The sequence below is a fragment of the Massilia sp. NBRC 108631 genome, from assembly GCF_059704565.1.
The window spans coordinates 1-13,063 of record NZ_BAAKJE010000287.1 but is presented as its reverse complement, the minus strand read 5'-3'; the positions used below and the strand labels follow the sequence as shown (position 1 = coordinate 13,063).

11 protein-coding genes are annotated in these 13,063 nt (G+C 65.3%); all 11 read right to left on the bottom strand.

The features are described 5' to 3' along the window. Positions 1-25: 25 nt before the first annotated feature. Complete coding sequence (locus AC6H42_RS31225; RefSeq protein WP_057158785.1) at positions 26-727, bottom strand: NF038120 family PEP-CTERM protein; 702 nt, start codon at positions 725-727, stop codon at positions 26-28. A 280-nt stretch (positions 728-1,007) separates the two neighbouring features. Beyond that, entirely contained in the window at positions 1,008-1,436 is a 429-nt protein-coding gene (locus AC6H42_RS31220; RefSeq protein ID WP_497549752.1) for a hypothetical protein, read from the bottom strand. A 76-nt stretch (positions 1,437-1,512) separates the two neighbouring features. Beyond that, positions 1,513-2,340: a LuxR C-terminal-related transcriptional regulator gene (locus tag AC6H42_RS31215; protein WP_497549751.1), complete on the bottom strand. Its 828-nt coding sequence runs from the start codon at positions 2,338-2,340 to the stop codon at positions 1,513-1,515. Between the two features lie 16 nt (positions 2,341-2,356). Continuing rightward, positions 2,357-3,160 (bottom strand): winged helix-turn-helix domain-containing protein, encoded by an 804-nt coding sequence (locus AC6H42_RS31210; protein WP_057158787.1) that lies wholly within the window; start codon positions 3,158-3,160, stop codon positions 2,357-2,359. 266 nt (positions 3,161-3,426) lie between these two features. Continuing rightward, on the bottom strand, positions 3,427-4,077 hold the full coding sequence (locus tag AC6H42_RS31205) for an NF038129 family PEP-CTERM protein (protein WP_057158788.1): 651 nt from the start codon (positions 4,075-4,077) through the stop codon (positions 3,427-3,429). A 12-nt stretch (positions 4,078-4,089) separates the two neighbouring features. Next, a complete protein-coding gene (locus AC6H42_RS31200; RefSeq protein ID WP_497549750.1) occupies positions 4,090-7,092 on the bottom strand; it encodes an ExeM/NucH family extracellular endonuclease in 3,003 nt (1,000 codons plus the stop codon). A 160-nt stretch (positions 7,093-7,252) separates the two neighbouring features. Continuing rightward, the gene (locus tag AC6H42_RS31195; RefSeq protein ID WP_082552248.1) at positions 7,253-8,188 is read right to left on the bottom strand and encodes a TIGR03790 family protein; all 936 of its coding nucleotides are present in this window, start codon (positions 8,186-8,188) and stop codon (positions 7,253-7,255) included. A gap of 209 nt (positions 8,189-8,397) precedes the next feature. After that, positions 8,398-8,934 carry an FxDxF family PEP-CTERM protein gene (locus tag AC6H42_RS31190; protein ID WP_057158791.1) on the bottom strand — a complete coding sequence of 179 codons (537 nt, stop codon included), beginning with the start codon at positions 8,932-8,934 and terminating at the stop codon, positions 8,398-8,400. Positions 8,935-9,249: 315 nt separating this feature from the next. Continuing rightward, positions 9,250-10,680, bottom strand: coding sequence for a mannose-1-phosphate guanylyltransferase/mannose-6-phosphate isomerase (locus AC6H42_RS31185; RefSeq protein WP_057158792.1), 1,431 nt, complete (start codon positions 10,678-10,680; stop codon positions 9,250-9,252). 24 nt (positions 10,681-10,704) lie between these two features. Further along, complete coding sequence (locus AC6H42_RS31180; protein WP_057158793.1) at positions 10,705-11,847, bottom strand: nucleotidyltransferase family protein; 1,143 nt, start codon at positions 11,845-11,847, stop codon at positions 10,705-10,707. Positions 11,848-11,896: 49 nt separating this feature from the next. Further along, on the bottom strand, positions 11,897-13,063 hold a 1,167-nt coding region (locus AC6H42_RS31175), incomplete at its 5' end, for a nucleotide sugar dehydrogenase (RefSeq protein WP_497549749.1).

The following is a 13,063-nucleotide window of genomic DNA, read 5'->3' as shown; positions in this document are numbered from 1 at the left end:
AATTAGAAAGAAACAGCAGGCAGACTCAAGCCGAACGGCGGCGGCGCGACAGCGCGCCCAAGCCGATCAGGCCCAGGCCGAACAGCGCCATGCTGGTGGGTTCCGGGATTGTGGTGATGTTATCGAGCGCGATATTGCCGATGCCACTGGTGCGGCTGCAATTGCCCGAGAAGTCGCAACCGTAGCCGTAGATGCGCACGAAATTGAACTCGTAGCCCGACAGCGGCGACAGGTCGTAGTTGGCGAAATTGAAGGCGCCGCCGGTTGGGCCTGGCAGGAAGATGGTCTGGGAGACGCCCACCGCCTGGCCGGCCGCATTGAAGCCCTGGATCAGCAGCGCGCCTGCGGTGCTGGGGAAGGTGGTGCCATCGGCGCCGATGTAGCTCGCTTGCAGCGAGCCCAGGCGGAAGTTATTGCCGTTGTTCAGGCCGAAGTACAGATAGCCGTCGTTCAGGCCGGCGTAGTAGTTGGTCGGGTTGTTGACCGGGCAGCCGCCCGAAATGCACAGGCCGTTGTCGGAGCCGTCGACGATGACGCCGACCAGATCGTCGGTCTGCGTATTGCCATAGGCGTAGGTCTCGATCCAGAAATCGCCGGTTTCCACGATGCCGCCCGCAGTCAGGATGGGGCTGGTAAAACCAGTTTCAAAATCAATCACACCCGCTTGCGCCACGCTGCTGGCCGCCAGCACTGCGGCACCAGCCGCCTTTTTGAACAGATTGCTCATACCGCTTTTTTTTGTCGAAATATTAGCCACGGAATCCCCTGGATTTAGATGGTCTTAATTTTTAGAAAGCTATCTTGTCTTGTGGATAGATCGCTTGCCCGCCTCAACCACTCCCCTAGTTGAGTCCGCTCTAATAAGCATTAAACGTGCCTATGAAAGATTTTCAAAAGAATCATGATGTTGCCCCTACATCATGATTGCAAGGAAGTTAAAGTGTAAAATTTTTCGACAGAAAAAGTTTCCTACGTGAAGCAACTTCACGCGGGCGGTACAGCAGCAATTAGTCAGCGCGGCCGGACGGCGCGTTAGATAGGGTGCGGCAAACACCACCGGTGCAGCCAACGGCGGGCTCCGGAATAACCTGGCAGGTGGAGACCCTGCCCTCTTGCGCGGCTGCTTCGTTGGCCGTCTTGCGCAGCGCGGTGTAGCGCTCGGCCAGCGGCGCTGCTGCGGCCATATGCGCGGCCGACATGGCCAGCCACGCCGACGGACCGCCGCACAGGCGGGCGCCCACCGGCACGGCGCGGCAATCGGCCGCCACGCTGCAAGTGGAGGCGCTTTCCAGCGCGCGCAGGCGCTGCAGCAGTTCCGGCGCACCTTGGCCGTCTGGGCTGCCCGCGCCGGCATTGGCGCCTTGCCCACCGGCGAGCGCGCTGCAGCCCAGCGCGGCGCTGGCGGCGGCAATGGCAAGAAGCAGAGTCAGTCGCATGGATGCAGGAGGCGGGTGCCGGGACAGTGAAAAAAGGAACAACAATGCGCCATCATGGGCTTGCGCAGCGGCCGAGTCAAGCGCGCGCTGCGCCGCCGTCCAGCAGCCGCAAGGCCATGCCGCGCGCTACCGCCTGGGTGCGGTTGCTGACCCCTAAGGTCTTGTAGATGCGCTGCAAATGGTTCTTCACCGTGAGGCCGCTGATGCCGAGGATCTGGCCGACTTCGACATTGCTCTTGCCTTCCTTAACCCAGTGCAGGATTTCCATTTCGCGCCGGCTGACCGGGCGCTCGGCCCAGGCGGCGGCCGAAGCCGCCGGCCAGGCAGCACCGGGCATGCGCTCCAGCCGCTGCAACGCAAAGTGCAAGTGCGGTAGCAGCAGTTCGATGAAGTAGGCCTGGCGCGGACCTGGCCGCTGCGGCATGCCGAACAGGGCAAAGCACGTGCCCCCGCCCGTTAGCGGGCCGGCGCCGTGCAGCAGCACATTGTCCAACCCCAGCCGCAGCAGTTCGGGCGCGAAGGCGGGCCAGGCGCCGGGCCCTGCGGCCGGCTGCGCGGCGGCCTCCAGCGCCAGCGGCGGCGCCTGCCAGCCGCCGGTTCCGGCACGCGCCTGGGCGTGCCGCGCCAGCCGGGGCGCCAGCCCGTGGACGGGATCGGACACCTGCTCCAGCACGGCGCTGTCGATCACTGTTCCGTGCAAGCAATCAATCTGCGCGAGGACGGAACCGCCCGGGCAGGCCGGACCGAACTGCATGCACACCATCAGCCGGTGCGGCAGCAGCGCCTGCAGCTGGCCCTGGGTCCACAAAAAATAGCTGCGCAGCTCGCGCACCGAGAGCGATGCCTCGATGGCGCCCAGCAGGTATTCCTGCTCCCGCTTGCTCAGGATGACGGCTTGCTCCATGGCCGAGTCCCGGGTCTCAGGCGACCGCAGCCGCAGCATATTGCAGTTTGGGCTGCGCTTGCGCGCTTGCGCGGCCGGCCTGATGTGCGCCGGCGTCAAGCGTGAAGCGGTAGCCGCTGCCGCGCACGGTTTCAATATGGTCCTGATGGCCGCTCGGCTGCAGCGCATTGCGCAAGCGGCCGACATGCGCGTCCACGGTGCGTTCATCGACGCAGGCGTCGGCGCCCCACACCAGGTCAAGCAACTGGCTGCGGCTGAAGACCCGCTCGGGGTGCCGCATCAGGAAATGCAGCAGGCGGAAATCGACCCGTCCCAAACTGAGCTGCCGCCCGCCCGCCAGCACGCGCTGGGAGGACGCGTCGAGCCGCAGCGCGGCCAGCTGTATCACGCCGCCCGCCCCCGTCATGGCAGGCGCCGGGGACAGCATGGCCGCGTGCGCAGCGGCGTGCGCCTGGCGGCGCAGCACTGCGTGCATGCGGGCCAGCGTTTCGCGCGGACTGAAAGGCTTGGTGATGTAGTCGTCGGCGCCGCTTTCCAGCGCCAGGATCTTGTCGGCCTCGGCGCCGCGCGCGGTGAGCATGATGATGGGCAGGCCGGCAGTGCGCGGCAGGGCGCGCAGGCGGCGCAGCAGCGCCAGCCCGGACTGGCCGGGCAAGTCCCATTCAAGCAGCAGCAGTTCCGGCGCCGCCGACTCCAGCATCAGCAGCGCGCTCTCGGCGTCCAGCGCGCACAGCGGCTGATGGCCGGCCTGGCGCAGGTTCAGCGCCAGCAGCTGCTGCACCTGCGGGTCGCAGTCGATGATGAGGATAGGGGGCGGCATAAACTTCACTATGCATCAGCCCGGATAGTGCACACTAATACAATTTAATTGCGCGATTGATAGTTTTTCCGACTAAATTCCGTCCCGCCCATGAAAATCGCGCCGCCTTGTCAGGGGCGGCGCGCGTGGCGGCAAGTGCGCGGAAACAACAGCGCGGCAAGCGGGCCGCCATGCGGCGGCCACCGCGCCAGCTAAGCGGCTGCGGCCATCAGGCAGCCAGCGCCTGCATCTGCGCGGGCGCGGCGCCGGTGGCGCGGCGGCGGCCATCAGGCAGCCAGCGCCTGCATCTGCGCGGGCGCGGCGCCGGTGGCGCGGCGGCGGCGCAGCACCAGCGCCATCAGCGCCAGGCCGGTGCCGGTCAGCAGCCAGTCGGACGGCTCAGGCACCGTGACGACGGCGCCCGGGTCGCCGGGACCGTTGCCGATCGAGCCGCTGCCGCCCGGCGTGGTGGGCGGCGTCCACAGGTACTGGGCGATGGCGCCGGTGACCGGGTCGTAGTTGCCGACCAGGTTGCCCAGGCTGTCGAAGGCGGTGATGCTGAAGTTGGAGATGTAGCCCGACACCGGATCGGCCGCGCCGGCAAAGCTCAGGTCGAAGGAGTACACGGAATTGAAATCGACCGCGAACGCCAGCTCATTGAACGCCAGGTTGCTGAACAGGTAGCCGCCGCCTTGCGGCGTGACATTGTCGTTCAAATCCACGACCGCATGGTCGAAGCCGACCAGGCTGGACATCAGCGCGGTCGCCTCGACGCCGTTGCCGGGCGAGCTGAACTGGAAGTCCAGGTAGCCGCCGGCCACGCCGAACGTGCGGGTGTCGATCGAGACCATCACACCGGCCGAAGCCAGGCCGCTGACAGCCGCCAGCACCAGGGTCAGCGCGGCGCGGCGCAGGGTTTTGCTGAAGAAGTTGCGCATAAGTTGTTTTCCTTAGAAGGTACCGGTGTAGAACTTGGGCGTGTAGGTCACGACCGCTTTATTCGGATTGCTGAAGGTCAGCGAGACCGTCATGGTGGCGCCGGGCGCCAGCGTGCCGCCCAGCGTGAGGTAAGGCGCGCCGCCGTAGATGCCGCTGGCGTTGTCCAGCACCAGGCCGCTGGCCAGGCCGTTCAGCTGCAGCTGGAACGGACCGCTCAGCGGCGTGCTGCCATTGTTGGTCAGGTACAGCACGCCGGACGACTTCTGCGTGAAGCGGTTGTACACCGTGCCCTGCTGCACGAACTTGATGCTGCCGCTGATGTCGGCAAACTTCGGCTGCAGGTTCAGGCTGACCACCACCGGATCATGGTCGGACGCGCGGTAGGCCAGCGCGTTGTACAGGTCCTGCGGCTTGCCGCCCTTGTTGTAGTCGATCACGGTCGGCTCGTCGGCGTTGACGTGCCATTCAGCGGCGCCGGCCACTTGCGGGCTCAGCGTGCTGCTGGCCAGCGCGTGGTCGAGGTAGCCGCTGTTGCTGCCGAATACGTAGGAGTACGGCGAACCGTGCGGACGCACATAGCGCTCCAGCTGGTTGACGAAGCCGGCGTTGGTCATCACGAACACCGGGTCTTCCATGCCGTAGGAGTTCATGTCGCCGATCAGCAGCACGTCCGGGTCGCCGGCGGCGGCGGCCACTTGCGGCACGAAGCTGTTGACCAGGCGCGCGGCCTGCTGCTTGCGGGTATTGTTCCAGCAGCCCTGGCTGTCGCCCTGGTCGGCGTCCAGGCCGCTGCCGGACGGGCAGCTGCCTTTCGATTTCAGGTGGTTCACCACCAGCGAGAATTTCTCGCCGTTGCCGGCCTGGAAGGTTTGCGCCATCGGCGGACGGTTGTTGATGGCATCGGCGTCGGACAGCGCGCCGCCCACCAGCGTCAGCCTGGACGGCTTGTAGATCATGGCGACGCGGATGGCGTCGGTGCCGGTGGCGGCCGGGGCCGGCACCACGGCGTAGGCGCTGGAGCCGACCGCCTCGTTCAGCGCATTGGTCAGGTAGGTGACCGCGTACTCGCCGTTGTTCTGGATCTCCATCAGGCCGTAGACGTCGGCATCGATGGCTTTCAGCTCGGCCACGATCTTGTCGCGCTGGCGCACGAACTCTTCCATGTTGTCGGCGCCGCGGCAGTTGCCGGCCGTGGTGGTGCTGCCGACCTTGCAGCCCTGCCCGCTCTGGCCTTCGACGTTGCGGCCGTTGGTGAAGGTGGTGAAGAAATTCAGCACGTTGGCGCTGGCCACTTTCACGTTGCCCGCCGCCAGCACGGGCGCGTCTTCGCGCGGATTGCTGCGCGAGAACACCGGCGCGGCGCTAGGCTGCAGCTTGAACGCGGTGGTGTTGCCGCCCACGGCGCCGAAGTCGATCACGCCCACCAGGTCGGTGACCGTGTCGCCCACGCGCACCGTGCCGTCCTGGCCGATGTAGGGAATGGTGGCCGGGGTGACGAACAGGCCGTCGTCCAGCACGATCATGCCGGCCGCGTTGGACGCTGCCAGCGCGTAGGCTTCCGGGGTGCGCGCCGGATGGCGGTTGGTCGGCACTTCCAGGCGGCCGTTGGCCAGGGTCAGCTCGCCGCGGTCGCCCAGGAATTCGGCCTGGTTGATGGTCAGCGCACGGGTGAAGCGCACCAGCATGCCTTCGTAGTGCGCCAGGTTGGCGCCCAGTTCGACATTGGCCGGCGTGATGGCCGGGCCGTCGCCCATCGGCACCACGGCCGTCACGTCCTTGAATTCGGTGTAGGAGCGCTTGGCGCCGCTCGGCGTATATTCGAACACCAGGCCGGTGACGCGGGCGACCTGGCCCACTTGCACGGTGGGCGCAGTGACGGTGTAGACGAAGATGCCATCGGAGCTGGTCGGGTCGTTGTCGCCGGCCGCGTCCTGCATGAAGAAGCCGTTCGACACTTTCAGGGTCACCACGCCTTCGGCGGTCTGCACGGTGTTGGCCACCGGGCTGGGCGTGTCGCCGGCGCTGGCGCCCTGGATCTGCGGAATCGTCATGGTAACGTTGGCCAGGCCGGTTACCTTCACGGTAACCGGGCAGGTGGCGAACTGGTTGCCGTCGTTGGCGAACTGGATGGTGACCGGGTAGCTGCCGACAGCCAGGCCGGCCGCCGCGCTCAGGTTGACGCTGGCGGTGCCGCCGACGGCGCCGGCGGCCGTGAAACCGTCCAGGCTGATGCCGGCCATGCCGCCAACGGAGATGGTGGCGGCGTTGACGATGCTGTCTTCATCGGTGGCCGTAAGCGGCACGCTGCCGCTGTAGCCCTGCGCCACCGACAAGGTCGATGGACAAGTGGCAACGATGGGCTTGACCACGGTGGCGCCGCAGGCCTGGGTAACGGCGCTGTTGCGCGGGTTCGGCGCCAGCACTTCGAAGTCGGCGCCGTTGTTGTCGGTGTCGACGCAGCCGTTGTTCTTGCGCAGCGCGGCGGTCAGGTTGCCCAGGGTGCCGGTGGGCGTGCCGCCTTCGGAGAAGTTGGCGGTGCTGCCATAGCCGACCAGGTCGACCAGCGATGCACCGCTCGGGTTGGCCACGGTGAAGGCAGTGGTGGTGCTGCTCAGGGCAACCTTGCCTGCGCCGCCAGCCATCGGGATGGTGCCGATCTTGTCGGCCGTGACGGTGGTGGCGGTGCCTCCGGCGCCGGCAGCCTGCTGCACCATGTAGAACTGGCCCGGCTGTAGCGTGACGCTGGTCAGCGGCGTGACCTGCCAGCTGCTGCCGGTGGCGGACGCATATTGCACACTCCAGCCGTTCAGCGACACCGGCGCGCTGCTGCGGTTGTACAGTTCGATGAAGTCGTGCTTCAGCGTTGCGCCGGTGGCGCCGGTGCCGTTGCCGCCCGCGCCGTAAACCTGGCTGATGACGACGGCCGAATCGGCCAAGGCGGGTGCGGACAGGCTGGCCAGCAAGGCGGCCAGGACGGTAAGGCGGCCTGGCACGGCCGGGGCGGATGGTTTCATATGCGGTCCTGATGTGGAGGGTGTTAACAATATGACTTTATAGTTGCTATCCACATATTAATATAAGCACATGACAAATTGATGACTTGTCATTAGTCCAAACGGACTAAAGTTGTAATCGCCCAACAAGTGTCCTGAGGACCATGCCCCGGCATGCCGCTCAGGGTCGTCGATATGGCGCGGCCAGCGGCTCGCCGATGAAGACCCCCTGCGCCGGCCAGGAGACGCTTTTCCAATACGCTTCCAGCGCGCTGTCGCCGTTCAGGTAATGGCGCAGCAGCACCGCCGGATGGGGAAACTTCTGCCAGTAATTGCAAGGCTCGCTGACGGTGCCGTAGCTGGCGGTGGCGCCGGCTTCCAGCCAGCGCAGGCTGCTCATCTGCGTGGTGCCGTACAGGTCGCCGCCGAAGGAGGTCAGGTGGTCGGCCAGCGCGCCGGGCAGGAAGCCCAGCGTGTCGAGCTTGTCCACCTTGGCCATGCCGGTCTGGTAGACCATGATGTCGCGCACGCCTTCCAGCGCGTCCGCCTGGCGGTTGTGGATGGTGAGCTTGCGCTGCGCCAGCACGCCGGCGCGCGGGAAGAACTGCGCGCGGCTGTTGCGCTGCACTTCGCTGGTGGCCAGGTAGTAGGCACCGGCGGCCGGCATGCGGAAGCCGCTGGCCACGCCGCGCCCGATCAGCGTCTTGGCTTCCTGCACCGAGTCGGCCGGCAGCAGCATGGCCAGGCGCATGCCGAGCGCCGTGAACGGCAAGGGGGCGGTGGCGTTGAAGTAGGCGCTGGGCTTGGCCGGCTGGCAGGTCTTGGCGCACAGCGCGCTGTCCAGCCCCAGCGTGTAGGCGGCGGTGATGCCGTTGCACTCGACCGCATAGGGTGCGCTCCAGACCATCAGCACGGCCTGGATGTCCGGCCCCAGCTTGGCGTCGATATCGTCCTTGAGCTGGCGGAACTGCGCCGCGCTGAGCTTGCGCGGCTTGTCGGCGATCCGCACATGCACCATGTTCTGCTGCGGGATACCGCGCTGCTGGCGGTAGTACTCGGCCACCTGCACGCTGTTGGGATCGGCGTCGTTGACGACCACGGCCAGCTGGGCGGGCATGATGGCGGCTTGGGCTAAGGGAGCGGCGGCGAGGCACAGCGCGGCCAAAGCCGCGAGCAAGGAGGCGCGTGAAGCGGCGAGCGAAGCGGCGAGCGAAGTGGCGAGCAAGCGGATGAGGGTCTCCCTGACGAAAAAACGGAAGCCGCAGCTTCCGTTCCGATTATAGCGCCCTCCGGCGCCACATCATCCTTGTTGCATCAAGCCGATGCTCAAGCCTGGTTCTTGCGGCGGCGGGCCAGGAAGCCCAGCACGCCCAAGCCACCCAGCAGCATGCCGTAAGTGGCAGGCTCAGGGACGGGAGCCAGCGTCAGCATGCCGCCGTAGCTGGTGTTGGCGCCGCTCAGCACGGAACCGGTCACTTGCAGGTAGTAGCTGTCGGCGACCAGCGGGCCCAGGGCCTTGATGGTCCACACGTCGGCTACGCCGTTGCCGTGCTGAACGCCGCCGATCGACAGGCCAGCCGAGTTGAACAGGCGCAGATCGGTGATGGCGATATTGTCGAACAGGCCGGGCGACACAGCGATGACGCCGCCGACGAAGTTGACCGCGCCCGCAGTGGAGAAGTTCCAGCGGTCGCTGAAAATGTCACCGGCGCTGACCGAGGTCAGGTCGCGCCCGAAGTGGGCGGTATTGCCGGTCAGCGACACGGCGCTGCTCTGGCTGATGTCCGCAGCGTGTGCCAGGGTAGCGCCCGCACTGGCGCCCAGCAGGGCCAACGCGGCTACGATGGATTTGGTTTTGATCATGTTTACCCCCGGTAAAAAAGGATGAATAGCAGGAAAGCTGTCGTGTGCGCACAAGACTGCAAACCCATCCTAGCATGCTCTAAACGAAACATTAACAAGGAATCACTGAAAAATTTCCGTTCAAAAACAATGCCTTACGTAAATTTTAGGGCCAAGGTGACTAGCAAGCCCGGCAGTTACTGGCCTCGCGGGCGATCCGCTGAACGGGGTAGGATTGAGCCTACAAAAATGCAAGCCATCCAGGAAGGGGCGCGGGCATGAAAAAAGGGGGCCGCGGCCCCCTTCTTGCTTATCAGTATGTACGCTTGGTTATGGTCAGGTACGCTGATAGACGTCTTCGAAACGCACGATGTCGTCCTCGCCCAGATAGCTGCCGGACTGCACCTCGATCAGGTGCAGCGGCAGTTTGCCCGGATTTTCCAGGCGGTGGTTCATGCCGATAGGAATGTAGGTGGATTCGTTCTCCGTCAGCAGCGTGACCTTCTCGCCGCAGGTGACGCGCGCCGTGCCGCTCACCACGATCCAGTGCTCGGCGCGGTGGTGGTGCATCTGCAGCGACAGCTTGCCGCCCGGATTGACGGTAATGCGCTTGACCTGGAAGCGCTCGCCGATATCGATGCCCTCGTAGCAGCCCCAAGGACGGTAGACCTTGGTGTGGTGCAGGTGCTCGGTGCGGTCCTTGGTCTTCAGGTGCTCGACGATCTGCTTGACGCGCTGCACCTGGTCCTTGTGGGCCACCAGCACCGCGTCGTTGGTTTCCACCACCACCAGGTCCTTGACGCCGACCACCGCCACGATGCGGCTCTCGGCGCGCACCAGGGTGCCCTGCACATCGTCCAGGTAGACGTCGCCGCGGGTGACGTTGCCGGCCGCGTCCTTCGGCAGCACGTCGTGCAGCGCGGACCAGGAGCCCACGTCGTTCCAGCCGATGTCGGCCGGCACCACCACCGCGTGCTGGGTCTTTTCCATCACCGCATAGTCGATCGAGTCCGACGGGCAGGCCGTGAAGGCGGCTTCGTCCAGGCGGCAGAAGTCCAGGTCGCGGTAATCCTTCTGCACGGCCGCCTCGGCGGCGGCGGCGATCTCCGGCTGGAACTTGGCCAGCTCGGCGATGTAGGCGTCGGCGCGGAACAGGAACATGCCGCTGTTCCAGAAGTAATTGCCGGCGGCGACAAAGCCTTCGGCGGTGGCGCGGTCCGGCTTCTCGACAAAGCGGTCCACCTTGAAGCACTGCTCGGCGCCGGCGCCGGCCCCGCTCTGGATATAGCCGTAGCCGGTTTCCGGCGCGGTCGGCACGATGCCGAAGGTGGCCAGCGCACCGTCCTTGACCATGACCAGCGCGCGCTCGACCGCCTGGTGGAAGGCGGCCACGTCGCTGATGACATGGTCGGCCGGCAGCACCAGCATGACGGTATCGGGGTCGATGGCCTTCAGGTAGTGGGCGGCGGCGGCCACGGCCGGCGCCGTGTTGCGGCCGACCGGCTCGAGCAGGATGCCGAGCGGCTTGATGCCGATTTCACGCATCTGTTCGGCCACCAGGAAACGGTGCTCGTTGCCGCACACCACCAGCGGCGCCATCAGCTCGACCGTCGCCGTAGGCGCGCGGCCGGCCACGCGCAGCGCGGTTTCCTGCAGCATGGTCTTGTCGGCAACCAGCGGCAACAGCTGCTTTGGCAGCACAGCGCGCGACAGCGGCCACAAACGGGTGCCGGCGCCGCCGGACAGTATGACGGGATAGATTTTCATGCAGTATTGATCCGATCGATCCAATTATTTATAGAGTAATTCTTCTTGCCTGCGGCGGCGGCGACGGTCGCGGGCATTGGCCCATTCGCCTGTTTCGTATTCCGAAACATGCTTCATTTCACCTGCGCGGTCGACACTATAATCCTTGAAGACAATTAATTCTTCCAAGGTAACATCCGGTAACACGCGAGTATATTCGAACAACACACTTCGCACCACCTCCGCGCCGCTGCAGACGTGGCTACCGTGGCCTATCCACGTCGGTCCGACGATGCGGGCGCCCGCTTCCACCCTGGCGCCGGAGCCGATGTACACCGGTCCCTCGATCCTGGTGCCACCGCTCCAGTCGATGCTGGTGTTAAGCCCGACCCACAGCCCCTCGTCGACCTGGATGCCGGGCACTTTCATGTTTTCCACCTCGCCCAGCAGCACGCTCTGCAGCACTTCCCAGTAATCCTTGACGCTGCCGATGTCGATCCAGTTGAACTTGCGCTGCTGGGCGTAGAACGGCAGGCCCTTCTCGGCCAGCAGCGGGAACAGTTCGGAACCGATGTCGAACGGACGGTCGGTGGGGATCAGGTCGATCACTTCCGGCTCGAAGATGTAGATGCCGGTGCTGGCAAAATTGGACAGCGCCTCTTCCTGCCTGGGCTTTTCCTGGAAGGCGCGGATGCGGCCGTCGGCGTCGGTGACCACCACGCCGTAGCTGGGCACCTTGTCCCACGGCACTTCGCGCGTGATGACCGAGGCCAGCGCGCCCTTGCGGCGGTGCTCGAACAGCGCCGACTTGATGTCCAGGTCGATGATGGCGTCGCCGCACAGCACGATGGTGGTGTCGTCGAAGAAGCCGCCGAACTCCTGGATTTTCTTGATGCCGCCGGCCGAGCCGAGCGGCTCGGGCACGACTTCGCCGTCGTTATTGGTGTAGCCCTCGAAGGAATAGCCGATCTGCACGCCGAACTGGTGCCCCTCGCCGAAATATTCCTCGATCTTCTCGTGCAGATAGCTGACGTTGACCATGATTTCCGTGATGCCGTAGCGGGCCAGGTGCTCGACCAGGTAAGCCATCACGGGCTTGCCCAGGATGGGAATCATCGGTTTCGGTAAATCGTAGGTCAGCGGACGCACGCGCGTCCCCTTGCCAGCTGCCAATATCATCGCTTTCATGCGTACACTCCTTGAATTAAAAAAGGGCCGCGAACGGCCCCTTGTGTTCTTACAGGCGCCAGACGCAAAGTCCGGCGTCCTTCAGTGCCGCCGTGTCGAACGCCGCCTTGACGTCGATGAAGCAGCCACCCTTGATCAGTTTTTTCTGGATGTCCTCGACCGGGCGCGCCAGCAGCTCGGCGTGCGACACCGCCGCCACCACCGCGTCGGCGCGCGGCAGGTCGTCCCAGCTGTACAGGCGCACGCCGTATTCGTGCATGGCCTCGTCGGCGTCGGCGTACGGGTCGTGCACAAACACTTCGATGCCGAAGTCGCGCAGCTCGTTGATGACGTCGCCCACCTTGGAATTGCGCAGGTCGGCGCAGTTTTCCTTGAAGGTCAGTCCCAGCACGTTGACGCGCGCGCCCTTGATGTAGCTGCCGGCGGCGATCATGTTCTTGACGGTCTGCTCGGCGATGTATTTGCCCATGCCGTCGTTGATGCGGCGGCCGGCCAGGATCACCTGCGGGTTGTAGCCGAGCTGCTCGGCCTTGTGGGTCAGGTAGTAAGGGTCGACGCCAATGCAGTGCCCGCCCACCAGGCCGGGGCTGAACTTGAGGAAGTTCCACTTGGTGCCGGCGGCCTGCAGCACTTCCGAGGTGTCGATGCCGATTTTGTCGAAGATGATGGCCAGCTCGTTCATCAGCGCGATGTTCAGGTCGCGCTGCGTGTTCTCGATGACCTTGCACGCTTCGGCGGCCTTGATGCTGGTGCAGCGGTGCACGCCCGGCACCACGATGCGCTCGTACAGCTGGGCCACTTTTTCCAGCGTGTCCGGGGTGTCGCCGGCCACCACCTTGAGGATGGTGGTCAGGGTGTGGTGCTTGTCGCCCGGGTTGATGCGCTCGGGCGAGTAGCCGACGTTGAAGCCTTCCTTCCATTTGCGGCCGGACGCCTGCTCCAGCACCGGGATACACACTTCCTCGGTGGCGCCCGGGTAGACGGTCGATTCGTAGACGACGATGGCGCCGTCCTTCATGTGCTTGCCCACGCTCTTGCTGGCGCCCACCAGCGGCGTGAAGTCGGGGTTGTGGGCGTTGTCGACCGGGGTCGGCACGGCCACCACGATGATGTCGGCCTCGGCCAGCATGGCCGGATCGGAGGTGTACTCGGCGTGCTCGGAGGCGGCCATCTGCTCGTCGCTCAGTTCGCGCGACGGGTCGGTGCCGTGGCGGCA